The 23,891-nt window shown below is 55.4% G+C and carries 23 protein-coding genes; 13 read left to right on the top strand and 10 right to left on the bottom strand.

From position 1 onward, the window contains the following. Positions 1–115: 115 nt before the first annotated feature. Both BM029_RS10660 and BM029_RS10665 read left to right on the top strand, forming a co-directional pair. Positions 116–1,105, top strand: a complete 990-nt coding sequence (locus BM029_RS10660) for a WD40/YVTN/BNR-like repeat-containing protein (protein ID WP_092435780.1) — start codon at positions 116–118, stop codon at positions 1,103–1,105. Further along, a complete protein-coding gene (locus BM029_RS10665; RefSeq protein WP_092435783.1) occupies positions 1,102–3,555 on the top strand; it encodes an efflux RND transporter permease subunit in 2,454 nt (817 codons plus the stop codon). The genes BM029_RS10660 and BM029_RS10665 overlap by 4 nt, the downstream gene beginning before the upstream one ends. 89 nt (positions 3,556–3,644) lie before the next feature. On the opposite strand, the gene BM029_RS10670 is transcribed toward BM029_RS10665, so the two are convergent. The 9 genes from BM029_RS10670 to BM029_RS10710 all read right to left on the bottom strand — a co-directional run bounded on the left by BM029_RS10670 (position 3,645) and on the right by BM029_RS10710 (position 10,960). Further along, entirely contained in the window at positions 3,645–3,827 is a 183-nt protein-coding gene (locus tag BM029_RS10670) for a hypothetical protein (protein WP_092435786.1), read from the bottom strand. Positions 3,828–4,140: 313 nt separating this feature from the next. Then, a complete protein-coding gene (locus tag BM029_RS10675; RefSeq protein WP_092435789.1) occupies positions 4,141–5,067 on the bottom strand; it encodes a DUF2145 domain-containing protein in 927 nt (308 codons plus the stop codon). Next, the gene (locus BM029_RS10680) at positions 5,064–5,519 is read right to left on the bottom strand and encodes a hypothetical protein (protein WP_092435791.1); all 456 of its coding nucleotides are present in this window, start codon (positions 5,517–5,519) and stop codon (positions 5,064–5,066) included. The genes BM029_RS10675 and BM029_RS10680 overlap by 4 nt, the downstream gene beginning before the upstream one ends. A 73-nt stretch (positions 5,520–5,592) precedes the next feature. After that, a complete protein-coding gene (locus BM029_RS10685) occupies positions 5,593–6,285 on the bottom strand; it encodes a PqiC family protein (protein ID WP_092435794.1) in 693 nt (230 codons plus the stop codon). Beyond that, complete coding sequence (locus tag BM029_RS10690; RefSeq protein WP_092435796.1) at positions 6,282–7,922, bottom strand: PqiB family protein; 1,641 nt, start codon at positions 7,920–7,922, stop codon at positions 6,282–6,284. Before BM029_RS10690 ends, BM029_RS10685 begins: the two co-directional genes overlap by 4 nt. A gap of 5 nt (positions 7,923–7,927) precedes the next feature. Then, positions 7,928–8,569 (bottom strand): paraquat-inducible protein A, encoded by a 642-nt coding sequence (locus tag BM029_RS10695; protein ID WP_244545001.1) that lies wholly within the window; start codon positions 8,567–8,569, stop codon positions 7,928–7,930. After that, a complete protein-coding gene (locus tag BM029_RS10700; RefSeq protein WP_092435802.1) occupies positions 8,566–9,219 on the bottom strand; it encodes a paraquat-inducible protein A in 654 nt (217 codons plus the stop codon). Before BM029_RS10700 ends, BM029_RS10695 begins: the two co-directional genes overlap by 4 nt. Positions 9,220–9,268: 49 nt before the next feature. Beyond that, entirely contained in the window at positions 9,269–9,934 is a 666-nt protein-coding gene (locus BM029_RS10705; RefSeq protein WP_092435804.1) for a DUF3313 domain-containing protein, read from the bottom strand. Positions 9,935–10,390: 456 nt separating this feature from the next. Then, complete coding sequence (locus tag BM029_RS10710) at positions 10,391–10,960, bottom strand: TetR/AcrR family transcriptional regulator (protein WP_092435807.1); 570 nt, start codon at positions 10,958–10,960, stop codon at positions 10,391–10,393. 466 nt (positions 10,961–11,426) lie between these two features. Between BM029_RS10710 and BM029_RS10715 the strand changes: the two genes are divergently transcribed. Then, positions 11,427–12,023 (top strand): TetR/AcrR family transcriptional regulator, encoded by a 597-nt coding sequence (locus BM029_RS10715; RefSeq protein ID WP_092435880.1) that lies wholly within the window; start codon positions 11,427–11,429, stop codon positions 12,021–12,023. Between the two features lie 331 nt (positions 12,024–12,354). Here BM029_RS10715 and BM029_RS10720 read toward each other — a convergent pair whose 3' ends face one another. Beyond that, positions 12,355–12,921: a hypothetical protein gene (locus BM029_RS10720; RefSeq protein ID WP_092435810.1), complete on the bottom strand. Its 567-nt coding sequence runs from the start codon at positions 12,919–12,921 to the stop codon at positions 12,355–12,357. Positions 12,922–13,514: 593 nt separating this feature from the next. Here BM029_RS10720 and BM029_RS10725 point away from each other — a divergent pair. From BM029_RS10725 to BM029_RS10770, 10 genes are all read left to right on the top strand, one after another. Further along, the gene (locus BM029_RS10725; RefSeq protein ID WP_092435813.1) at positions 13,515–15,122 is read left to right on the top strand and encodes a carbohydrate porin; all 1,608 of its coding nucleotides are present in this window, start codon (positions 13,515–13,517) and stop codon (positions 15,120–15,122) included. Between the two features lie 161 nt (positions 15,123–15,283). Continuing rightward, positions 15,284–16,060, top strand: a complete 777-nt coding sequence (locus tag BM029_RS10730; protein WP_170851047.1) for an SDR family NAD(P)-dependent oxidoreductase — start codon at positions 15,284–15,286, stop codon at positions 16,058–16,060. A 79-nt stretch (positions 16,061–16,139) separates the two neighbouring features. Continuing rightward, entirely contained in the window at positions 16,140–17,210 is a 1,071-nt protein-coding gene (locus tag BM029_RS10735; protein WP_211482463.1) for an alpha/beta hydrolase fold domain-containing protein, read from the top strand. A gap of 19 nt (positions 17,211–17,229) precedes the next feature. Further along, positions 17,230–18,906, top strand: coding sequence for a flavin-containing monooxygenase (locus BM029_RS10740; protein ID WP_092435819.1), 1,677 nt, complete (start codon positions 17,230–17,232; stop codon positions 18,904–18,906). Then, positions 18,903–19,919, top strand: a complete 1,017-nt coding sequence (locus tag BM029_RS10745; RefSeq protein ID WP_211482464.1) for a VOC family protein — start codon at positions 18,903–18,905, stop codon at positions 19,917–19,919. The genes BM029_RS10740 and BM029_RS10745 overlap by 4 nt, the downstream gene beginning before the upstream one ends. After that, positions 19,916–21,109: an NAD(P)/FAD-dependent oxidoreductase gene (locus tag BM029_RS10750; RefSeq protein WP_092435821.1), complete on the top strand. Its 1,194-nt coding sequence runs from the start codon at positions 19,916–19,918 to the stop codon at positions 21,107–21,109. Before BM029_RS10745 ends, BM029_RS10750 begins: the two co-directional genes overlap by 4 nt. Before the next feature lie 82 nt (positions 21,110–21,191). Then, the gene (locus BM029_RS10755; protein WP_092435823.1) at positions 21,192–21,386 is read left to right on the top strand and encodes a ferredoxin; all 195 of its coding nucleotides are present in this window, start codon (positions 21,192–21,194) and stop codon (positions 21,384–21,386) included. Between the two features lie 40 nt (positions 21,387–21,426). Then, complete coding sequence (locus BM029_RS10760; protein ID WP_092435827.1) at positions 21,427–22,659, top strand: cytochrome P450; 1,233 nt, start codon at positions 21,427–21,429, stop codon at positions 22,657–22,659. A gap of 32 nt (positions 22,660–22,691) precedes the next feature. Next, complete coding sequence (locus tag BM029_RS10765) at positions 22,692–23,099, top strand: carboxymuconolactone decarboxylase family protein (protein ID WP_092435830.1); 408 nt, start codon at positions 22,692–22,694, stop codon at positions 23,097–23,099. A gap of 44 nt (positions 23,100–23,143) precedes the next feature. After that, entirely contained in the window at positions 23,144–23,884 is a 741-nt protein-coding gene (locus BM029_RS10770) for an SDR family NAD(P)-dependent oxidoreductase (protein WP_092435833.1), read from the top strand. The last annotated feature ends 7 nt before the right edge of the window (positions 23,885–23,891 follow it).

A 23,891-nucleotide genomic window follows, 5' to 3' on the forward strand; every position in this document is an offset into this window, starting at 1 on the left:
CCGAACTAAGAGCCGCCTGCCAAACCGATGCGGTGCGGCAGAGGTTCTTCCATTTTTTAACCGGCAATTTCTCACAGCAGGGTCAGACATCCCATACCTACATGGATACAGTTCGATGAAAATCTTTTTGCTAAGCGTGGTGTTCCTCCTGACGCAGCATTTTTCTCTGCCGGCTTTGGCAGATCAGGCGCCGTTGCCAAGCGGAGCGACCAACGTGTTGACTATTTCATTATCAGATCTAACCGCTGTCGGCGGAAAACTGATCGCCGTCGGTGAACGCGGCTTGATTATGCAATCGGCGGATCAAGGTAAAACCTGGTCAGGGGTGTTCGCGCCTACGACGCGCATGCTGACAGCGATTGCCTTTGTCGACGGGAGAGGTGGCGTTGCCGTTGGACATGGAGGCACGGTTCTGCGCACAGAAGACGGTGGTAAAACTTGGATTTCGGTTGCAGTGGCCGATGCCGGCAAGGACGCCATACTTGGCGTGACTGCCATGAAGGACGGGCGATTGGTTGCCTATGGCGCGTTTGGTCTTTACATCGAATCGGTCGACAAGGGAAAGACTTGGGTACGTAAGAAAGTCGTATCTGATGATTTTGAACGACATATTTCCAAGGTTATTGAAATAGGCGAAATATTGTTGCTCGTAGGTGAGTCGGGAACGCTTGCCACATCGGCTGATCGCGGCGTGACCTGGACGCGGATCGAGTCGCCTTATGTGGGATCTTTTTTTGGCGCACTGAAACTGAGCGACGGTGCCGTGCTGACCTACGGGATGCGCGGGAATGTCTTTCGATCAGCCGATGCGGGCCTGACGTGGACGAAGGTGCCGTTTAAATCAACCAGCACGCTGAACGGCGGGGCGGTCGGTCCAGACGGCAAAATAGCGCTTGTAGGCAACAACGGATTAATTGCCATAAGTACAGACGATGGTCAGACTTTCAGCATTCAAACTGCGCCTCAGGGAACACCCATTGCACAGGCCATTTATGGAACAGATGGTGCACTTGTGTATGTGGGTTATTTGTCCGGTGGACGCATTCAAAATGCCAAAGCAGGGGGCGCACAAAAGAGCCCGGTTTTGCAAACAAAGAGACTATGAACAGACATAATATAGGTGACCTTGAAGTCGAGGAGCCGGCAAACGCAACGACCGAACGCAACGGATCGGTTCACGGCGAATTCAAGTCTGAAGGATTTGCTAAAGGAATTATTGGCAGGATCGGCTATGTCATCTTTCATTGGCGGAAGTCGTTGCTGATTGCGGGCATCCTCATCACGCTGGTACTAGGTTTCTTCGCCATGCAGTTGAAAGTGACATCGGGATTTACCAAAATGATTCCGCTGCACCATGAGTTCATGAAAACTTTCCTTGACTACCAGGGTGATTTCGGTGGCGCGGACAAGGTACTGATTGCGATCAAGGTCAAGCATGGCGACATATATCAGAAAGATGTCTTGGATATCGTGCGTCACATTAACGACGACATTTTCTACATAAAAGGCACCGAACGCAGTTCGATCGTCTCGCTGTTCTCGCCAAATGTCCGCTATAACGAAGTTGTCGAAGATGGTTTCAAAAGCGGCAATCTGATTTCGGCAGATTTCGTGGGCCGCCCCGATCAGCTAGCGCAGGTCAAGCAAAATGTGCTTAAGTCGGACTGGGTCGGTCGGATTGTTTCCAACGACATGACTGCGACTATCGTAGCGGCGTCATTGCTGGATAAAGATCCCGATACGGGCCAGCGCCTGGACCTTAGGGACGTCGGAGCGCAACTCGAGAAAATTCGCACCAAATATGAGGGCGATAAAGTCTCTGTTCACATTATCGGTTTCGCCAAGTCGAGTGCCGATATCGCAGAAGGTGCGGCGAAGGTTCTAGGTTACTTTGCTGCGGCATTTTTTGTGACAGCCGTGCTGCTGTATTGGTACTCAGGATCGTTAATGCTGACCGCCTGGACGTTGGTGGCTGCGGGTATTCCTGTCGTATGGCTGCTTGGCTTGCTGCCGCTGATGGGCATCGGTCTCGACCCGATGTCGATCCTGGTGCCGTTCCTGATCTTCTCGATTGGCATCTCCCATGCCGTGCAAATGACGAATGCGTGGAAACTGGAGACGCTCAATGGCGCTGATAGCATTACCGCATCGCGTAACTGTTTCAATAAGCTATTTATTCCGGGCGCCACGGCGCTATTGGCCAACGCGCTTGGGTTTATCGTGATCGCTGTGGTGGACATTGAGATCGTGCGGGAACTTGCACTGACGGCGACCGTCGGCGTGACAGTCATGATCATTACCAACAAAGTGCTGCTGCCGATTCTGCTGTCGTATATGAAGTTCTCGGCGGTCACGGCGCAGAAGTTGCGTGGCAAGGAGACTTCGGGAAACTGGCTGTGGATCCGGATAGGCGCTTTGGCGACGAAGCGGGGCGCAATTCTACCTTTGCTGGCGGCTGCGGGATTGACAGCATTCGGATTATCCCAACTGCATAACCTGAAAATTGGCGATCTCGGCCGGGGCGTGCCGGAATTACGCCAAGACTCGCGCTACAACCGAGATGTTGACATGGTGACGCGTAACTTTGCGATCGGCGTCGACATGCTGCAAGTCATCGCGGAAGCAAAAGGGGGGGATTCACCATGTGTCGACCGTGCGGTCCAGGATAAGATCGAGAAATTTGACTTTACTATGCGTCAGGTCAGTGGGGTAAGTGCGGTTCGTAGTCTTTCATCTTTCATTGGTGCTGTGACGCAAGATTTTGCAGAGGGCTGGGTCAAGTGGCGGATGCTGCCGGAAACAAAAGAGCAAATTGCGCAAGGTGTGGGTTTTGCCACACGATTAGGCAGCGAGTATAAAAACTCGAGCTGTACCGCTATGCCGATCTCGATTTATACCACAGATCATCAGGCGACAACCATCCGCAATATCGTCGATAAAATTCAAGCATTCAAGGTAGCCAACGACTCTGATGTTGTGAAGTTCCGTCTTGCATCCGGCAATGTGGGTGTCATGGCCGCGACCAACGAAGTGGTGGAGCATGCGGATAGGTGGGTGAACATCACCTTGTTTGCTGCGGTAACGCTGCTTTGCCTAGTTACGTTCCGCTCGATTCGGATCACGCTTTGCATCATTCTACCGCTGGCGCTGGTAACGCTGCTCTGTAATGCCATCATGGCAATGCTCGGCATCGGCGTGAAAGTAAACACGCTGCCCGTAATTGCGATCAGCGTCGGGGTTGGGGTCGATTACGGCATTTATCTGTTCGAGCGCGTGAAACATGAGTTAAAGGAACGCAATCGCCCCCTCAAGCATGCGTTCGTAGAGGCACTCAAGCAAAGGGGGACCGCATCGTTTTTCACCGCGGTCACAATGAGTTTGTCGGTGGTGACCTGGGCATTTTCCACGCTCAAGTTCCAGGCCGATATGGGCATCCTGCTCGCGTTCATGTTCATGGTGAATGTGTTCGGTGCGATCCTGCTAATGCCTGCTCTGGCGGCGTTCATCGTAGGGGACAGGTTGCGTCCTGCTGTTGACGCCAAAGCGCCCTCGTGACAGATTCATGAGGCCAATGGTGATGCCTCGCGCGATTGTCTGGATTGACTTCGCCACCTTCTGTCGGGAATTGATTGAACGTATCAAGCTTAGCGGCGACTTTTCTCGAAGGCGTTGATTAGCCTGATCAATTCTTCCATGCGGCTCTGTTCCTGATTTGTGGTGCGGCGATTCCACAGGATGTCGAATTCGACCACGGTCAAGTGATATTCAATCTCGCTCAGCTCGTCTATCTCGCCGATAGCGTCGGCGTTTGTTTCTTGCTCAAACATATGCACCTCCTTACATGCAGATCAATCTCAAATTTTCGACAACAGTTTATGCGGAAATTCTTTCAGTCTGTTGGTTTCGTCCTGGCTGAAATCCGCCAGGACCTGGCACAGTACATGGATGATGCATGCCATCAGTTTCGGAGAGATAGACCAGCCCGTCGAGGTTAGTTCGAACGTGATCTCCAATAAATGAACTGCTTTTGACGCATTTCGAGAAAATATCGGTAATCCAATCTTCTTGGATCTCTCGGGGAATTTCTGCGCGTCGGATTGTTCAGTTTTTAGACACGGATTTTCCGGTGGTACTGTGTCATTAGAGCGGAAAGACGCGATCGCCATCGCCAGGTCGACAGCCGCCGGCGACCGGTGTCCAGCCACGGTGCACGACGATCTGCCGGTCGTCATGACACACTTCAATGCGTTCGCTGCCGGGCAGACGCTCTCGAATGAAGGTCTCTATTGTTGATGGCAGGCTGATCTTCAGTTTCATTGCGAAGAGATCGTCCTCCGGATGATCGTCGAGATGGAGCAACGGTACAAATGTTGCTGCGAACATCAGTGCGTGCGAACCGACATCCACCGGTTTGGGGGCGTAGTCCACCTCTTGCAGCCAATGTTGTGCGCGCCCGCGCAAGTCGTCGCCGTCGGCTAGATTGCCCCAAGCTACAGCGAGCATTTCCATCACCCATTGATTACAATTCTGGTGGAGAGTACTGAACGGGTAGGCGTTGGCACTGTAGCTCGTAGCCAGCAGATGCTGGACGCGCGGCGTATCGAGCGATGCGTCTCGCAGCGATTGGGCGGCGTCGGCTGGCAACTGCACGATCGAGACGTAGCCGAGCGATGGATCGTCAGTGCCCATGACGAAACCGGCGAGGCCTTGATCGTAGATCCGCGGTCGGCCTTCATCGCAGGTGTAGTAAAGCTGGCGTGCTGACCATGTGCCGGCCTCACCACGCCAGGTGACGGCGGCGTGCGAGTAACGGATGCGAAAGCGCGAGAGATCGAGTCCCGAGCGACTGATCAGTGCAGTGTTGCCTTCCATTGCATCGAGTTCATTACGGACCACGGCGGCAAAGCGCAGCAGCCGATCCTGTTGGCTGGCAGTAAGCTGCTGCGCGCGGTCACAGAAGGCTGAAGAGGTCGAGTAACCAGACGGACCAGATTGCGCCTGAGCAGGGCCCACCGCGACTAGCGCTATCAAAGCAAACGCAAATGCAAACGCGTAGCAGACCTTCAAAGGCTCACCGGTCGCGCTGCAAGTTCGTTGTACCACTCGTCGGCGAGCACGAGATAGAATGCCTCCTGCGTGTCGCCGCGCGCGAACTCGAAGCCGTACACGCGGTGTTGCGCGTGCACAAGATCGCCTCGGCCAAGACTCTGCTTCTCGACAATGGCATGCGGCATGTCGAGCACTATGCGCTGCTGCGAATCGTCGACTTGCATTGTGACACGCGTGATGCCTACGCGATCGGGCGCCGCGGCGACATCGATGATGCGATAGTTGCCATCGGCAGTCTTGTCGCCGCCGGTCGAGCTGTTACTTGAGCCGTGCAGCGATGCGGACACACTGTCGCTAGACGCCGAACCGGCGCTGGCGGCCGAAGAGGTGAAACTTTCGGCATGCGCGTGCAGCGTGACGCTGATGGCCGCGGCGAGGCAGACGAGGCGACAGGTGGTAAGGAAGTTCATTGAATACTCCTTAGTAATGTGAGATGGTTGATGTGTGGCGCAGCCAGGGCGTTGTAAGTAAACGGGTTTCATATCAAGAAATTTCCTGCTTCTCGGGAAAGACGTGATATTGGTTGTAACGTGTCAAGGAATTTCCAGTTTCTGAGGAAATAAGTGATATTTTTTGTGATGTACGTATTGCCGTTGCAATATCGGCGGCGGCGGCGATGACAATGTGTTGATATGCGGCTACCACGCTGTCCAACCCGCCCGGCGTCGGCAATTCCACCTGCGTACGGCCCGACGTCACTTTACTGTCTGGCAACCGCTGTACCGTCCAGTTGATGATGGCGTCAGCGCGCCCGCCGAGTTCGGCATCCATGCGCACCACCTCGACGGTAACCCGATACAACGGCGCGTTGCCGGACGTGCCTTGATGGTAGATGTCAACGGCATTCAGGCTGGCTTGCAAATGCTGCGACAGTGCGTCGCGCAACTCATCGGGAAACGGCGCTGACCAACGATCCTGTTCCATCACTTTGAGCCTGCTATCTCCCCTGTTCAAAAGCAAATTGGCGCGATTGAGACGATCAGGTACGCGAACTGGGGAAACCTCGATCAATACTGGTTCTTGGCCCTGCTTGGCAGCGGGCGCGGCAGTCGCCGCAATGATCGGCCTCTGTGACAGTGTGTAATAGCGGGGCTCGGGCGAGACGCAGCCGGCCAACATGGCAGTAACCAGCACCAACTGCGCAGATAGTACGGACAAACTGACGGTTGTGGTCATGGTTTCTCCGTATCCACCTTCCCGCGCAGCAAAGCTTCGGGATGGCGCTCCAGGTAGTCGGTCAAGGCGCGCAGCGAGGCCGCGCTGCGCGTCAGCTCCTGCATCATGCGGCGCGCATCTTGTTGCAGCGGGGCATTTGGGGCAAGCGTATCGTTAGCCATCTGCAGAGTCTGGTGTGCGTCCTGCAGGGCTGCTGTGATCTGCGGTACGACATTGCCATCGACCTGCCTGACCAGTTTGTCGGCGTTATTCAAGGTTTTGTCCAGCGCTGCCATCGATGTATGCAGATCCTGGCCGATTTGCTCGAATGGCACCTTGTCTATCTTGTTGACGATGGAGCCTAGCTTGGCTTGCAGTTCGTCAAACGCGCCGGGAGTGGTGGCCAGTTCGGGCATGGGACCGTCGACGCTGATCTTGACCGGCGGCGCCTTGGGGAAAAAATCAAATGCCACGTAGAGTTGACCGGTCAACGGATTGCCATTGCGCAGTTGCGCACGCATACCGCGTTTGTTCATGGTTTCAGCGATATCGTATGCCTGCTGTTTATCTTCCAGGTCACGCGGGCTGAAGCCCATACGGGATGGATAAAGTTCCACTATTACGGGAAAACGGAAGGTTTTCTTATCGCGCTGATACTCGATCCCGATCGAGCGTACCTGGCCCACCACTATGCCGCGAAAATCTAGCGGTGCACCTGGCGCCAGGCCACGCACGGATTGGTCAAAGTTGAGGACGGCAAGCGCCGGCTTCAATTCTTCAGGAGCCTTCATGGCCTCGGTCTGGTCGCCGGCCAGCATGAATTGGGTATTCTCGCCGGCTGCGGTGGCGGCCTTGGAATCGTCGGGATCCTGGAAGGCCACGCCGCCAAGCAGCATGGTAGCAAGCGCCTGCGTATTGACCTTGAGGCCGCCGGCGTCCAGCTTGATGTCAAAACCGCTGGCATGCCAGAAGCGCGTGTTGGCCGTGACCAGCTTGTCGTAGGGCTGCTCGATAAATACGCGCAAGGAGAGATCTTTGCCGTTTGGTGCGAGCTGGTAGGCCACTACCTGCCCCACCCGCACGCGCCGGTAGTAGACCGGGGAACCGATGTCGAGCGAGCCGAGATCCGCGGCTCGCAGCACGAATTGCTTGCCGGAGGTGTCGGTGGCTACCGCCGGTGGCACTTCCAGTCCGGTGAAAGTGCGTATACGCGTTTCCGACGTACCTGCGTCCACACCGATATAGGTACCGGACAGCAGCGTCTCCAGGCCTGAAATACCCGAGAAGGCAAAACGCGGACGCACGACCCAGAAGCGCGTGTCCTTGGCCAGGAAGCTTCCGGCATCGTTGGTCAACGCTATGGTGGCAATCACGTGGGAACGATCCGGCGCCAGGCGCAAAGACTTGACCACACCGATATCCACTGCCTTATAGCGCACAGGAGTCTTCCCGGGTGCGAGCCCATCGGCGGTACGGAAAGTCACAGTGATTTCCGGGCCGCGCTCGGACAGCGTGTGTATCAGCAGCGATAACCCGACTATAGCGGCAACGATCGGGATCAGCCATACCAGCGATGGCAACCACCGTGCGGGCTTGTGACGTTGCGGTGGCATTGGCAACGGTAGTGCCGGAAGATTAGAAGAGTCTCGTTCAGTCATTGCGTTTAGCCATTGTTTTCATCTAGCGAATCCCATAGCAAGCGGGAATCGAAACTCAGGGAAGCGAGCATGGTCAGCACTACCACCGAGGCAAAAGCCAGGGCTCCGGGGCCGGGAATAATGGTAGCCAGCTTGCCGGCGCGTACCAGCGCGGCCAGCATGGCCACGACGAAAATATCGAGCATTGACCACCGCCCGATCACTTCCAGCAGGCGGTACAGCCGGGTCTGCTGGCGGATGCGCCAGGTGGAGCGGAACTGTACCGAGAGCAGCAGCATCGTCAAGGCCATCATCTTTAACAGCGGCACCACCACGCTGGCAATCAGCACCAGGAGCGCTAACGCCATGGAATCCGAAATCCAGAAATAGACGATGCCGGAGAGGACGGTGTCGTTCGAGGTCCCGAAAACAGACTGCGTGGTCATCATTGGGAGCAGGTTAGCGGGAATGTAGAGGATTACGGCAGCGATCAGAAAGGCCCAGCTACGCGCCACGCTATCTGGCTTTCGACGGTGCAGGACGGTCCCACAGCGCGGGCACCTCAAGCCTTCGAGCGCCTGTGCGCTTAGCAAGTGGCAGGCGTGGCAAGACACCAGTTTCATCGGCGTGGCCGTCGACACGGCGGCGGCAGGCAGCGGCACGCTCATCGCGGCGGTTCCGTCTTTATGTATTGCCACAGGTCGCGCGGATCGAACGACACCATGGCCGCCAGCACCACCACTAGTACACTGAACGACCATAATGCAACGCCCGGCAGGATATCCGCAACGCTGGACAGCTTGACCAGCGTCACCACCACGCCCAGTAAATAAACCTCGATCATTCCCCACGGCCGTGTGTGTTGGATGGCACGCATGATGAGCTCGAAGCCGGCCGGTAACCGGTGTCGCGCCATCAGTACCAGCAGGTAGAGCATCATCAGCATCTCTGCCAACGGAAACAGGATGGTAGTCGCAAACACCAACAAGGCCACCAGCACCATGTGATCGGCATACAGTGCCTCTACCGCTCCCCATAAGGTGGTCTGCGTGCGAATGCCCTTGAGCTCCATCTCAACTATGGGAAAAACGTTGGACAGCAAAAACAGGATGAGCGCGGTTACCACTAATGGCAGCAGGCGATGATAGACGCGCGTGCTCTCGCGGTATAGCGTAGCGCCGCAACGCCGGCACTGCGCACGCTCGCCCTCAGCAACGCCGGTGCGTTGGTAGACAGCGTCGCAGTATTCGCAGGCGATCAGGTGCTGGCGGTCGGCACCTGAAGCCGGCGCATCGCGCGCAATGTCATGGTTTGTCATGGCATCTCTATCTGCGGATTTAGTCGTTGCAGAGCTTTTATCGCGCCGCTTATTTCAGGTACGCAACCAGCGCATCCGCACCCTTGTCGATGCCAGTTTTGGCAGCATGGAGCGAACCGAAGGTCGCCGCAATATTCATTGCATTGGGATACTGCTTTGTCACGAACGCCTTCAGGAGTTGGTTACTCGTCGCATCATAGATTTCGACCGAATAGCTGACTGACCCCATGAACATTCCTTCTTTTCCACGTATGGATTGGACGACGTTGTAAGGCATTCCAGCCAAGTCAAAGCGGGTCACCGTCGATGCCACCGCAGTGTTTGTCCCCGCGCCGGCCAAGGTCACTCTGAGCTTGAGAGTATTCGATCCGGGATTGGCGACTACTTGAAATCGCTGACTTAATGCTTTTCTGAACGTCGTATCCATGTAGCGGGCGAGTTCCTGCTTGTCCGCCTCTGACAAATCTCCAAACTGATGATCTGGCCCTCTGTAGATCGCGACCGGATCAATGATGATCGTGTTGTATTTCTGCCATTCCACAGAAGTCGAATAGCTGTACGGAACACGGCCGGTATCGTCTTTCTGATTCGGTACCAGCTTGGATGACGAGGCGATTCCCGAATACGCACTCGGTTGCGTGGTCCCGCAAGCGGCAAGCGCCACGCATAACGCTGTAACCGCTACCGGCCGGATTGCATTGATGGATATGTTCATTTCGATTCCTCTTCAGATTTTTCCAGGAATGACTGTCATCGCCTGCTACAACTTGGTAGACGAGCGGGGCATGGCCGTGACGGAGATCAATGTCTAGCGGTTTGTACGAACCTGGCTACGACATTCAACTGATAACGAGATCAACCTCCGGCCGCCCCTTTCGCGCTAGCTCAGGGAGCGAATATAGCATTGAATATTGAATTTGCAAACCGGTTGGTCGGTTTTATTTTGATTTATAAAATATGCTGAAATCTTGCAGTAGAGAAAGGGGGCGGTCATTTATAGCAAAGGAGCGAGCCCAGGCTCGTTCAGCGAGCTATGCTCTGTGACGCTGCGTCAGCTATCGAACAACCTTTGAGGAATGTCCGACATGTGGAGATCAAAGAAAAATATGATCAGCTTATCGCAGCCGAGCACACGGTCTCCTGCGACAGGGCGTGCACGAGGAGCGTTCTTCTAAGTCTTGTTATGAGTCAGCCATTGCTGGCTGTCGAGCAAGCGATCAAAAAGGCGCTGGCGCTCATCATCCGAAAGGGAGCATTGCCCGAGCAGGGCGCTCAGAAGCATTCCCCTGGCAGCATACCAGCGCAGGGTCGCTAATTCAGGATCAACGGCCTCTGTCTTGATGGATTCAATTTTCTTGGCATCAATCTCTTTAAACATGGACAAAAGCCCTGGTTCTTCGCTGATGGCACCGAGCATTGCAAACGCAACCGATTTTTGCGTAGTGACAGCTTCGCGGGCTACCGCGATCTGTGTCGACAAGTTGGCTTCGGGCGACGTAGTACCTGCCTCGGTCATGTAGTGCTGAGAAAATGTATCGAAGTATTCGGCCTGATATTCCAACATCGCCCTTAGCACAGCCTCTTTCGACCGGAACTGATGCATTAGCCCGCCTTTACTGACACCGGCTTCGCGTGCAATGGCATCAAGCGTCAAACGACGAGGGCCATCGCGTCCGATGATGATCAGGGCCGCCTGAATGATGGCGTTGCGTGATAGCTTCGATCGAGTAGTGTTATCCATTATCTATTTCCATTGCGGGATGGAGAGCTCCCAAACCAGTGAAGATACCTCGGAATGGCGGAAAAAACAATCTTTCTGGTCGGTTTTTGAATTGCCTTGGTATTCATCTGCCGTTTACGTTATGGCGAGACTTTGAATAGCGCGATGAGGATCCAGACTGCCATCGTCGCATCGAAATGCCACAGCAATCCTTGATCCAATTGAGTTGGTTTTTCGACCAAATCGAATACAGAAATGATAAGGGGGATTGGCGAACTTTCGGCATCGAAGCAGAGATCCAGGGCCAGTCGCCGGTTAGACGCCCGCTGGCGCGGCGCGCTCGATCATGTTCCTTATGCGGAGCTCGTATATCTTCGCACCAAAAGTAATGTACTCTATCGATCCTGATAACTCACTAGAACTTGCCGTGACGCGCGTAGCGCCGGCGGCCCATAGCCAGCTTCTACGTCACACAAAACTATTTACAATGGACAATCCGACACGTTCAGAGACAACCCGTAGAAAAGCAATTGAAGCCGCATTTGCGATCCTTACCAGAGAAGGCGTGAAAGGGTTGACTTTCGATTCGTTGGCGCAGGAAAGTGGCATAAGCAAGGGCGGGCTTATGCACCAGTTCCGTACGAAGAACGGGGTGCTGAAGGCCTTGCTTGACTTCCAGAAGCAGGACTTCGATCGCATTGCACGAAACCATCTGGCGAGTGAGGGAGCATCAAAAACTGAGCAAATCCTCTCTATGCAGATCGCAACGTATAGGGCTGCCTCCAACCAGTCACACTCGGTGGCGCGCGCTATATTGGCAGCTCTGGTTGAAAATCCCGAATTACTGATTGAATCCCGGGAGTCGGAGATCGCCAAGATGAAGAAGCTGCAAGACGATGCAGTCGACCCGGAGCTTGCTCTGCTTCGCTATTTTGCTGCTAGTGGCATTGCGTTCAACGTTTTACTCGGACTCTCACCGATTTCAAAAGCAGCACGCGAACGGTTGTTCGCCAGGCTGATGGACGACAATAACTGGAAAATAGAACCTCGTCAGGAGCGGACGAAGAAGCGGCCAGCCCGCTGATGGCCGAAATACGATATGGTGACACGCATGTCTTTAGTGCGAGTTAAAGGTAGAGACACTGTTATAAGTCTCTCATGTCGGCTTGTTTTAGATCCAGGAACAACTGCTCCGCACGACGCTGCTTTGCTGCAACCTGTCGAATGAAAGGTGCAGTATTGCTACCCATTTTTCGCCACTCGCTATGCTGTGGTTCCCTGAATTTTTCCTCTGTTTCGACCATATGATCGGCCGCTGGCCACGCCTTGCGACGCTCCCATGTTTCCCACGAAATTGCCGAGATGCACCGGCTCGTTTGAATAAATGGGTCTCTTCGATAAGGCGTGGCCGATCGTCATCCTTTAGGGAGGGAGGAGGACAAGCGGGCTGCATTCGCAAAGCGGCGTGAAATTTGATTAGCGATCCAGACGACGATCGAAAAATACAATGCGCCGAGCGCCATGGAGATCATTAGCTGCGGATATTGGCTGCTTGCCTGGATCGAGGGGATCGTGGCAACCGTCAAGAAGAGCATGGTGGTCATATTGATCGCCACCACGAACCAACCCATGATTTGGAAAAATACCAAAACAATCACGCCGGCAATGCACGGCGCCAGCGCAGCTGCTCCCAAAGCCAACGGCAGTGCATGCAAAAAGTAGGCTACCGTCAAGCCAACGGCGGCGCCTACGATGCAATTAGATAGCTTCTTGAAATTGGAACGCTCAAGTCCGCCCCAATAGAGCGCAAAGAGAAACCCGACCCACATATCGGCGACTGCCAACGCATAGTTCAAAGCTATAAACGATCCCACTACGACCACTGCGGTGATGAGGGTAAACAGCCCCTTGCCAACCGAAGTTTTGCGGACATGGTCGTTCGTCCGGACAATCTTGCGTGCCGTATCTTGCTGCTGTGACATTTTGTCTCCTCCAATTGTTTGCACATCAAAAATTTTTTGTGGACTGCTGATGTGTGAGGTGTAGCGTAGCACTGAATTTTAATAACGTAAACCGCCTATCCGGATTGTTTTGTGTTAGCTTTGCATGAATCGCAGCTGTGCAAAACAGGTTGACTGGAATTTTCTCGAGAAACTTGTATCAGTGCTTGACGCCGCTGGGTTTCAGCATTTATATTAAATGAATACTGGTTCATGAATCATAGTTCATTTAAAGTGGCGCCTTATTTTGTCGTTTGATTTCCTCGAAAAAAGAAGCGCCGTCAACGGTGCACAAGACGGAGACACGGAATGATTCGACTACCCGGAACAGCCGCCATTTATCCAGGTTCTGGCAATGGGGCGACAGAAGCAGTTCTGAATCTATCGGGAGTGAAAGCCACATATTCATTCTCATCGAAACATCACCACGCCAGCGTGGAGCAGAACATCGCGGTCTCCGGGTACGTCGAATCCGAAGGCAAACCGCGGTTGCAGATCTTAGAAACCTAAGACCTGCGGAAGTCTAGAGATTCGACGGAAATAATAGAAAACAAAATAATTTAGGAGACGAGCAAATGAGTTTCAATACTATTGGTATCGCCCATATGATTCGCTTATCCGGGCGGAGTTCTGTCGATGTAATCTCCGGGCGAAAGAAAGTCGAGCGCTTTCGATGTCGATCGCTCGCGTATTCTGGAGTCGCGCTGAGTGCACTTGCGATCAGCGCGTGGCCGGCCAAGGCTGCTGAACAATCCGTCACAACGCAGGTTTCCGAGCTTCAGTCACCTGTCGTCGTGGTACCGGAGTCGCCTGTTGCATTGAGCATGTCGGCGCCACCGACGTCTGCTGAGCGAGGCCGTGCTTTGGACGCGAAGTATGGATACAAAGGATGGAATGTGATGTTTCCATCCTACGGCGACAGCCTGGTGGCCGACGATGGAAATTGGCGGACTAACCTGGCTTCCCATGGCTTTGGTTTTTCGGTACAGGGTTCAGCAATATTTCAGAACAATCTCCTCGATACGCCAGGCCGGATTCCTTCATCGGGCTATGCGCCTTGCGGGCAGAACAGTCTTAACTACAACTGCGCGGGCGGGCGTTCGTATTTTGGTCAACGTCCCAGCATCATGGTGGCGAACTCTGCATTTTTGACGTACGACATGAGTCAGTACGGGGTGCCTGATGGGCAGATTGCGGTTGGAGCGAATTTCGGCGCCAGTACAGACCAACAGTACAACCCAAATACATTTCGTTTCAATGGCATATCGTGGTACCAGACGTTTCTGGACAAAAAGCTGGAAGTCAAGGCAGGCTATTTTGCAAACCTGCCGGAATTCGCCGGGACCTTCGTCGGTGGAATGGTCGTCAATCCATTCGGCCCGTCGGCGTCTATTCCAATTGTTTTGGGCATGTCGCCAAACAGCATAAGCACGCCAAATTTGCGTATTAAATGGAACATCACAGACAAGCTGTATGCGCAGGCGGCAGTTCAACGCAGTCTGCCGGTCCTTGGACCTACGGGAAACTCCATTTATGACGAGGTGAATGCAAATCCATCTGGCCTTGCCTTCAATTCCTCAGTTCCGGGAACGCGCGAATTGTACATCAGCGAGATCGGCTACAAGCGCCCATCTGCGACGAACACGCCATTTACGTGGCTCCGTGCCGGGTACATGTACAACACATCGACGTTCGCGGATTACAGCCGCATGCTGCAAGATCCCCACGCAACGAAGAACGGGGCGTATGGACTTTATGCACTCGCGGATTATCAAATTACCCAGTCGGCTCCTGCGTCACCATATACGGCCTACAGAGGCGTGTATGTAGGCGGAAGTTTTATGTATGGCGATCAAAAATCGACCCCTTTTACTCAGTACGTTGAGGCGCGCGCTTACTTGGTAGGGCCATCTGCGAGTAGGCCAAGCGATATGCTTTCGTTCGTCTATAGCCACAACAAGGCGAACAAATATCTTCAGAAAGCCTTGAACGTCTATTCCGCCTTTACAAATTTCTATCCCATCGGCGAATCGAACAGCATCACTGCCGCCTATACGTATCACGTCATGCCGGGCCTTTATGCCACTGCCGGACTGGGCTATACGGACAAGCCAAGCTTGTCGCAATTTAAAGGGGAGGGGAGTTCGCTTAGTGCCCTGCTCAGTTTGTATTGGATCTTTTGAGAAAGGCAGATCCGTTGCTTCGGGAGCGAAGCAACGGGGCACTGCACTATCGCTCCACATGACTTACCCGCTTAGCTCAGCTATCGGAAAAACAACATGAGCTAAGCAACGAAATTCGCGGTAGAGCATGAATGGTTGAGTATCAAAAAAGGAGAAGATTTATGACTAGCACGTTCGACAAAAATATATCGCTCGCCGGGAGGACCGCCCTGATCACCGGGGGGGCTTCCGGGATGGGCCGAGCTTCAGCGCTGCTCTTCGCTACTCAAGGAGCACATGTCGTCATCGTCGATCGAAATGGCTTGGCTGCAGATGAAGCCGTCGCCGAAATTCGACGTGCGGGAGGTTCGGCTGAGTCGCATCATGTGGATCTGGTCAACCAGGCCGCCCTCAATGATTTCGTCGACGCGTTCCTGCGTGAGCACGATGTCTTGGACATCTTGTTCAACCATGCCGGATTGCCGGCACCGGCCGGTTTCGATTACGACGCACAGAGCTTCAACACCTGCATGACGATCAATGTCTGGGTTCCGATGATCCTGACAAAGCGGTTTTTGCCGCTGTTACGCAAGTCACGTTCAGCGTCGGTCATTTGTACTTCGTCGATTGCCGGTCTGAAGGCAGTGTCGTTCTTCCCGACCTATTCAGCGAGCAAGGCCGCCCTGATTCAGTACGTCAAGTCGATCGCTCAACTGTTAGCTCCTGAGGGCATACGGGTGAATGCGATCTGTCCGGGGGCGACAGATACGCCTGCGCTAAGACGCGACATTGCAGACGGAATTGTGAGGGCGACGATGGAGGAGATCTCGGCCTCCGTTCCGCTACGGCGAATGGGAACTCCAGAAGACATGGCGCATATGGCGCTATTCCTGGCATCTGACGCATCGAGTTTCATGACCGGTGTCGCGGTGCCCGTCGACGGCGGTGCGACTGCCTGATACCACCTTGAATGCATGCAGAGGATGGGCTTACCCACTTCCGCAGAGTAATGAGAAACCAATATTAGAGGATAACAACATGACCGATATTCAATTACACCGCCCCGGAAAGCTGGGCAATCCCGATCTCGTAATCAGGGACGACCCGCGCGCTGACCGACGTCTCGTCGCCGCGCTGGACACAATGCAAATGGCCGGAGATCCGCCGGTCTATATCAACGCAAGTACGCCGCTTGAGGGTATTCGCCAGTATCTCAAAGCGGCCGAGGAAGGTTCCGTCGAATTTTTTGAGTCGTCGGTCGCAGGCATGCCGCCGGTAAAGGGCGTAACTACCACGGTCGAGAAGATCGTGGGCGTTGATGGAAACGAAATTACACTGTTCATCCATCACCCGACCGGTGTCGACGGTCCGGTGCCCGGCGTGCTGCACTTGCACGGCGGCGGTATGTGCATCCTCGATGCCGAAGGCCCGCTTTACACCCGCTGGCGTAACGACCTCGCCGCCAAAAAGATGGTCGTCATTGGCGTCGAATTCCGCAATGCCACGGGACGATTGGGCGTGCACCCATTTCCGGCGGGTCTCAACGACGTCTCATCCGCGCTCCGGTGGGTAAGCAAACACAAGGCGAGACTCGGCATCTCAAAACTGGTCATATCGGGCGACTCCGGAGGAGCTAACCTTGGCCTGGCAGCCACCCTCAAGGCCAAGCGTGACGACAGGCTGCATGAGGTTGACGGCGTCTATGCCCTTTGCCCGTATATCTCGAACTCCTACGTCAACAAGCGGCCCGAACTGCAGTCACTGTATGAGAATGATGGCCTTTATACGCCTTTGGCCGTGGTCGCAGCGACCGCCATCGCCTACGACCCGGACGGGGAAAATGCCACCAATCCGCTGGCATGGCCTTATCACGCAAGCGAAGCCGATCTGGAAGGACTTCCTCCCCATGCTATTTCGGTAAACGAACTGGATCCGTTTCGCGACGAAGGCCTCGCTTATTACCGCAAGCTCCAAGCCGCCGGCGTTCCATCGAGAGCGAGGATGGTCATTGGTACTTGCCACGCCGCCGAAATCAATTTCATGAAGGCGATTCCGGACGTGTACCACGCTACGCTCAGCGACATCGCCGTTTTCGCATACTCACTCTGACAGTCAAAAAGGAAAAATCATGACATCACTAGCTACTCATGACTCTTTTGCCCCGCCCCGCGTAGAAATGCTGATCGTCGGAGCAGGCATTACCGGACTCTACCAGTTGTATCGGGCGCTTGAAGCCGGTCTCAGCGCCGTGCTGCTGGAAGCCGGCGACGGGGTTGGCGGCACGTGGTTCTGGAATCGTTATCCGGAGGCCCGATTCGATTCGGAGAGCTATACCTACGCCTACCTATTTTCTAAGGAACTCTACGACGAGTGGCGCTGGTCGGAGCATTTTGCCGGGCAGCCCGAGATTGAACGCTATCTTAATCATGTCGCTGATCGATTCGACCTGCGGCGTCACATCCGGTTAGGAACGCGCGTCACTTCAGCGGTGTTTGATGAGAAAAGTGGCAGCTACACCGTCCAGGGGAGCGACGGAACGAGCTATCAAGCTCGCTACCTGGTAGCCGCCACCGGCGTACTGTCAGTGCCGTATTATCCTGCTGTCCTGGGTCGTGAGGACTTCACCGGAGAGTCTTACCACACCGGGCTCTGGCCTACGACGCCCGTGGACTTCAAAGGCAAACGCGTTGCTGTGATCGGTACCGGATCCAGCGGAGGCCAGATCATTCCCGCGATCGCGGACGAGGTGGCTTCGTTGACCGTCTACCAACGTTCGCCGAACTGGTGCACACCGCTCAACAACCGGCCCATCACCGAAGAAGAACAGCAGGAACTGCGCGCCAATTTTGAGGCGATCAAGCAGACACTGGACACCAGCCTCAGTGGCTTTTTGCATCAGCCGTACGACCGAGCCTCCACCGACGACAGTGTTGAAGATCGCCAGGCTTTCTATGAAAAGCTATGGAACAGCCCCGGCTTTTCGAAGATGACTGCCAATTACAGCGACTTCTTCACTAATCCTGATCTCAGGAAGGAGTTTTCCGATTTCATCGCAGGCAAGATTCGCCGAATCGTCGAGGATCCGGCGACGGCCGATAAGCTGATCCCCAAAAGCCATATCTATGCCCAGAAACGTCCACCCTATGCAACCGGATTCTACGAGGCGTTTAACAAGCCGAACGTCAAGCTGGTCTCACTCAAGGAAACGCCGATTCAGAAGGTGACGGCAAAGGGCATTGAAACCGAGGATGGTTTCCAGGAATTCGACGTCATCGTATGGGCAACCGGTTTCGATTTCGCGCGTGCGCTTCAGCGTATGGGTATTCGCGGCAATAACGGTGTCGCGCTGGAGGACGCATGGAAGGACGGGCCACACACGTTCATGGGGATTCAGGCCGCTGGCTTTCCCAACCTTTTCTTCCCCGGCGGGCCGCATGGCGCCGCAGCCAACAACCCTCGCTATAACGGCGACCAGGTCGACTTCACCATGGAATTGCTCGCCTACATGCGCGAGCATGGTCAGAACGTCGTCGAACCGAGTCGGGCCGCAGAGGATGAGTGGAGCAACATGGTCAGCGCCATGGCCGCCTATTCGCCCTTTAGCCCGGAGCACAGCTACTACTTCGGCAGCAACATTCCGGGAAAACCGCGCACGTTCTTGATTAATCCGGCAGGTCGGGGCGTGCTGTTCGACGTCATGACGAAGAGTCGGAGCAGTCAATTCAGTACTTTCACCATGTCGCAATCTGGTCATGATGGCAACGACGATAAAGTGGCGCAGCGCACCGGAGAGTATACGTTATGAACAATTCCGCCAGCAAAGAGCCAACCGATTTTCGCGTCGCGCGGCTGTTCCATCCGACTGCGCAAACGCCTGACCTGGCACAAACCGAACAATGGTTTGCAAGCGCCTTCGGGCGAAAGAGCACGCCGCTGACGGCGATCCTGCCGTCAAAGCCCGAGTATCCCACTGAGTATTCGACCTTTACGGTAATCCGCGACGTTTTTTTTGACAGCATCGACCCGAAGCTGCACTTCATTAACGGCCGACAGCGCTATCCAACTGTGCAGACGCCTGGCCTCAGGGGATTGGGCTGGTACATCGATGGCATGGAAAATTTCTATCACGCGCTGCGGCGCAATGGCATCCGCTGCATGGATCTGTCGGATAAGGTCGCAGAAGGCGACGAACCACCGCTCTCACCGGGCGGAGGCGTCGTGACCTTCTTCGCGGTTCCCGAGGACGCCGGGATGCAATACCAGTTCTTCCGCGAAGGTCCGTTCCCGCTTGATCCGCGGGCCACCCCGGGCTGGACGCTCGGTCCGGTTGAGGCGGATGATCCGCTGGGAATCGAGCACTGTTCGCACCATACTATTCTGACTAGTCAGCCCGAGCGCGCGCTACGCTTTGCAGTGGACGCACTTGGCGGTACGGTCGTGCATCAAGGCCGCAACGAACTCCTTGGCACTGCCAGCATTTTTGTCACGGTCGCTGACGTGTTGCTCGAATACGCTGTACCTGATCCAGGAACACCCGCCCACGCGGATCTGGTAAAGCATGCGCCGAACGACTCCTACTATGCCATTACCTGGAAGGTGTCAGACCTCGATCGGGTAGAGCGTCATCTCGCCACATTGGGTGTCGGCATCCGCGAGCGATCTGAGCAAACCATTGTCACCCGACCGGACAGCAGCCACGGCATCCCATGGGGATTCACCACAGCGCTGCAACCGGGCGATCCTCGGGGGACCCCTTCTGGAGCAAGCGCGTTCAGCACGTTGGACGATGCATCCGAAGGCGGTGAGGTGAGCCAATGAGTGCGCCTGATAGCGTACTGATCGTCGGCGCGTCGGCCGGCGGTCTCTGCACTGCAGAGGCGCTACGACGTGGAGGCTACAAAGGGAAGATCACCTTGATCGGCGACGAGCCACATGCGCCCTACGATCGTCCACCTTTGTCCAAACAAGTCCTTCACGGCGCCTGGGAGCCAGAGCGGGCAGCACTGCGGCCCGCGCAGGCTATATCTGCACTCGATGCTGATTTCGTCCTGGGTGACGCGGCGGTGGCGCTGGACGTAAACGCCCGAACCGTACGTACGGTGTCGGGACGTTTTTTTGAAGCGAATGCGATTGTAATTGCGACGGGTGCCCGCGCGCGACATTTACCGGGACAGGAATCTCTCGCCGGCGTGCACGTTCTTCGCTCGCTCGACGATACGCTAGCGCTTCGTGCCGAACTGCTTTCGGCTTCGCGGGTTGTTGTAGTGGGAGAGGGAGTGCTCGGTTCGGAAATCGCTGCCACCGCACGCATGTTGGGGTTGGATGTGACTCTCGTGGGGCCGCTCGCCGCGCCTATGGCAGCTCAGATTGGGCCACTTGCTTCCGGATTGCTTGCACAGGTGCACCAGGAACACGGCGTGCGGCTGCGTCTGGGCTCAAGCATCACGAGTCTGACCAGTCATCGAGGGCGCGTCACCGGCGTGTGTTTGGCAAACGGTGAAGAATTGCCGGCAGATGTGGTGGTGGTCGCGATCGGAGCATCGCCCGCAACCGAATGGCTCGCCGGTAGCGGGTTACGCATCGACAACGGCGTCGTTTGCGATTCCCGTTGCAGGGCTGCGGACGGAATTTATGCGGTTGGGGACGTCGCGCGTTGGCATCACGAGAAACTGGGCCGTCTGACTCGCTTCGAGAATCGGACCAATGCCACCGAGCAGGCTGAAGCCGTCGCGGCGGGAATCCTTGGCAACGACGCGCCATATGCTCCGGTGTCCTATTTTTGGACGGATCAGTTCGACGTCAAGATTCAAGTGTTCGGTGTTATCTCGGCTGGGGTTGAGGCGGAAGCGGAAATTATCGCGGGCGACCTGTCTGCGCGCCGGTTCGTCGCGCGATACACGAGCGCCGGAGTCGTGACAGGTGTCTTGGGTTGGAACATGCCAAAGCAAGTTCGTCAGCACCGGCAGGATGTGATTAACGCGATGGACGCAAATCGAATCAGTCATTGAGCATGTTCGCAGGAGGGCAGGGCTGGTTCAGTATGCCAAATTTTTTTCGATCAGTTTAAAGCAACCATAAAAGGAGTTTGAAATGAAGATTTTCATCGACCAGGAAAAGTGTGTCGCAGCAGGGCAGTGCGTGCTCTACGCGCCTAATGTTTTCGACCAACGCGAGGAAGACGGCATCGTCTTCTTTGTGAACGAGAACCCTCCGCCGGAAGAAGCGGCGAACGTCCGTCAGGCTGCCGCAGCATGCCCGGCGCTCGCCATTCGCGTTGAGGAATGACCGTCGCTGGCTGAATTTATCAAATAAACAAGGAGACAACATGACCGCCACCGTAAGCAATTCACCCGGGAAAATCCTCGACTATCCGACCCCGAGGGATCCGGCAGCCCCATTTATGCCGTCACCTGAACTACGCGCGCTGCAAAATGCCGGGGTCGAGATTACCCGGGTCCGTATTTGGGACGGCAGCACGCCGTGGATTCTTCTGTCGCATGCGGCACAGCGTACTATCATGTCCGATCCACGTGTCAGTGCCAACGATCATCTGCCCAACTTTCCCTTCATGAACCGGGCGATCGCAGAAACCATCCACGACCGGCCGAAGACGATCTTCGATACTGATGGCGAGGAGCATTCGCGACTGCGTCGGATGATGACGAACTCGTTCACGCGCCACCGGATGGAAAAGATCCGCCCAAAGATCCAGCAGACTACCGACGATCTGATCGACAAAATGCTCGCAGGACCGAAGCCGACCGATCTGGTCCAGGCGTTATCGCTTCCACTGCCGTCGTTGATGATATGCGACCTGCTCGGTGTTCCTTACGAGGATCATGATTTTTTCGAGAAGCATTCGAGGGTTGCCAATGCCCGTGACCAATCTCCCGACGACAACCGCGCGGCGACGCAGGCCCTTGGGGAATATATTGGCAAGCTGATTCAAGAGAAGATGGACAATCCCGAAGAAGACGTGGTTTCCGATCTCGGGCAACGTGTGAAAGACGGCGATCTTGAGATGGCGGATGCGGTGCAGCTAGGTGTCATTCTTCTCATCGCAGGGCATGAAACCAGCGCCAACATGATCTCGTTAGGAACCGCGCTGCTGCTCGATAATCCCGACCAGATGAAGCTGCTGCGCGAAACCGACGATCCGAAGATCGTAGCCAGCACTGTCGAGGAGCTGTTGCGCTATCTGACCATTCCTCATTTGCTGCAACGACGTATCGCACTTGAGGATATTGAATTCAATGGCGAGGTCATCCGCGCCGGCGAAGGTATCGTATCGTCGCTGCCCGCAGCCAATTTCGACCCCGAGGCATTCCCCAATCCGACCAAGGTCGATATTACTCGCGATGCGCGTCATCACCATGCCTTCGGCTGGGGACCGCACCAATGTATCGGGCAGCAGCTCGCACGCATTGAGCTTCAGGTCGTTTATCCAACCCTATTACGTCGTATTCCTACGCTGAAATTTGCTGTGCCGTTTTCAGAGCTGCGGTTCAAGCACGATTCGCTGGCATACGGCATCGAAGAACTACCGGTGACCTGGTGAGGCGGAAGCGCCTCTAGCATAGGAGAAGAAAGATGACCGTTGAAAAGAAAGCGACGTCCGGTGTGAAAGCAACCCCCGATTTGCGCGCGGAGGGAATTGTGGCGTTACGCGCGGCATTGCCGGGTGTTTTCCCGGACGGCGACATTGATCTGCGCGACGGCAAGTTCGGAGAAGAGCTCGTCGAGATTGGCCTCGTGAGTGTCTGGGGAGCGTTATGGGCACGGGATGGACTCAGCGCCCGTGACCGCAGCCTGGTCACGCTGGCGATCCTGATTGCCCTTCATGCCGACACCGAATTGCGCACGCACGTCAAGATTGCTCTTACGAATGGCCTGACCGAGGATGAAATCGCCGAAGTGATTTATCACTCATCTGGCTATGTCGGTTTTCCCGCTGCGGTCGCCGCCCGTACTGCAGCTCGCGAAGCACTGAGCTCCTGACCAGAGCGCATGCCCGAGCATCATCAATAAAAGGAAAAATAGAAATGCTACTTAATGGAAAAAATGTTGTTGTTACTGGCGGCGGCCGTGGAATCGGCCGCGGAATCGCGACAGTGCTCGCCGCTCGAGGCGCAGCTGTTGCGGTCTGGGATCTCAATGCAGAGGGCGCGGAACAAACGGTCGACATCATTCGTAAAGCGGGCGGCAAAGCAATCGGCATAGTGGGAGACGCTGCGGACGCCGGCGCTATCGCCATCTCTGCGGCGCGCACTCGAACAGAACTCGGCGCGATCTCGATTCTTGTCAACAATGCGGGGATCAGCAGCTACGTGCCCTTCACCAGCCTTACCGAGGACGTGTGGGACCGGATCATCGGCGTCAATCTGAAGGGACCATTCCTGGTGACGAAGGAATTTATTCCCGACATGCTGGAAGCTGGTTGGGGCCGGATTGTCAATATCTCATCGTCTTCCGCGCAGACCGGCGCGCCCGCGATGGCGCATTACGCTGCGTCCAAGGGTGGGGTGATCGGGTTCACCAAAGCCCTTGCGATCGAATTTGCCGACAAGGGAATCACCGTCAATCATGTCCCGCCTGGCTTCGTCGACACGCCGCTGGTGCGCGAAGGCCCCATCGACGTGGAAGCAGTGGCCAAGGGGATGCCAATGAAGCGTGCCGGGCAACCGAACGATATTGCTTACGCGGTAGCTTATCTCGTGTCCGAAGAGGCTGGCTATGTGACCGGACAGACACTCAGTGTCAACGGTGGGCGTTACCTTTTTTAACCGGAAA

The sequence above is a fragment of the Collimonas sp. OK607 genome (genome assembly GCF_900111995.1).
Classification (GTDB): Bacteria; Pseudomonadota; Gammaproteobacteria; order Burkholderiales; family Burkholderiaceae_D; genus Collimonas.

What these genes read in the sequence shown, in the direction of transcription:
- BM029_RS10660 (WP_092435780.1), top strand. Translation starts at nt 116, where the DNA reads ATGAAAATCTTTTTGCTAAGCGTGGTGTTCCTCCTGACGCAGCATTTT.
- BM029_RS10665 (WP_092435783.1), top strand. Translation starts at nt 1,102, where the DNA reads ATGAACAGACATAATATAGGTGACCTTGAAGTCGAGGAGCCGGCAAAC.
- BM029_RS10670 (WP_092435786.1), bottom strand. Translation starts at nt 3,827, where the DNA reads ATGTTTGAGCAAGAAACAAACGCCGACGCTATCGGCGAGATAGACGAG.
- BM029_RS10680 (WP_092435791.1), bottom strand. Translation starts at nt 5,519, where the DNA reads ATGAACTTCCTTACCACCTGTCGCCTCGTCTGCCTCGCCGCGGCCATC.
- BM029_RS10685 (WP_092435794.1), bottom strand. Translation starts at nt 6,285, where the DNA reads ATGACCACAACCGTCAGTTTGTCCGTACTATCTGCGCAGTTGGTGCTG.
- BM029_RS10690 (WP_092435796.1), bottom strand. Translation starts at nt 7,922, where the DNA reads ATGACTGAACGAGACTCTTCTAATCTTCCGGCACTACCGTTGCCAATG.
- BM029_RS10695 (WP_244545001.1), bottom strand. Translation starts at nt 8,569, where the DNA reads ATGAGCGTGCCGCTGCCTGCCGCCGCCGTGTCGACGGCCACGCCGATG.
- BM029_RS10700 (WP_092435802.1), bottom strand. Translation starts at nt 9,219, where the DNA reads ATGACAAACCATGACATTGCGCGCGATGCGCCGGCTTCAGGTGCCGAC.
- BM029_RS10705 (WP_092435804.1), bottom strand. Translation starts at nt 9,934, where the DNA reads ATGAACATATCCATCAATGCAATCCGGCCGGTAGCGGTTACAGCGTTA.
- BM029_RS10710 (WP_092435807.1), bottom strand. Translation starts at nt 10,960, where the DNA reads ATGGATAACACTACTCGATCGAAGCTATCACGCAACGCCATCATTCAG.
- BM029_RS10715 (WP_092435880.1), top strand. Translation starts at nt 11,427, where the DNA reads ATGGACAATCCGACACGTTCAGAGACAACCCGTAGAAAAGCAATTGAA.
- BM029_RS10720 (WP_092435810.1), bottom strand. Translation starts at nt 12,921, where the DNA reads ATGTCACAGCAGCAAGATACGGCACGCAAGATTGTCCGGACGAACGAC.
- BM029_RS10725 (WP_092435813.1), top strand. Translation starts at nt 13,515, where the DNA reads ATGAGTTTCAATACTATTGGTATCGCCCATATGATTCGCTTATCCGGG.
- BM029_RS10730 (WP_170851047.1), top strand. Translation starts at nt 15,284, where the DNA reads ATGACTAGCACGTTCGACAAAAATATATCGCTCGCCGGGAGGACCGCC.
- BM029_RS10735 (WP_211482463.1), top strand. Translation starts at nt 16,140, where the DNA reads ATGACCGATATTCAATTACACCGCCCCGGAAAGCTGGGCAATCCCGAT.
- BM029_RS10740 (WP_092435819.1), top strand. Translation starts at nt 17,230, where the DNA reads ATGACATCACTAGCTACTCATGACTCTTTTGCCCCGCCCCGCGTAGAA.
- BM029_RS10745 (WP_211482464.1), top strand. Translation starts at nt 18,903, where the DNA reads ATGAACAATTCCGCCAGCAAAGAGCCAACCGATTTTCGCGTCGCGCGG.
- BM029_RS10750 (WP_092435821.1), top strand. Translation starts at nt 19,916, where the DNA reads ATGAGTGCGCCTGATAGCGTACTGATCGTCGGCGCGTCGGCCGGCGGT.
- BM029_RS10755 (WP_092435823.1), top strand. Translation starts at nt 21,192, where the DNA reads ATGAAGATTTTCATCGACCAGGAAAAGTGTGTCGCAGCAGGGCAGTGC.
- BM029_RS10760 (WP_092435827.1), top strand. Translation starts at nt 21,427, where the DNA reads ATGACCGCCACCGTAAGCAATTCACCCGGGAAAATCCTCGACTATCCG.
- BM029_RS10765 (WP_092435830.1), top strand. Translation starts at nt 22,692, where the DNA reads ATGACCGTTGAAAAGAAAGCGACGTCCGGTGTGAAAGCAACCCCCGAT.
- BM029_RS10770 (WP_092435833.1), top strand. Translation starts at nt 23,144, where the DNA reads ATGCTACTTAATGGAAAAAATGTTGTTGTTACTGGCGGCGGCCGTGGA.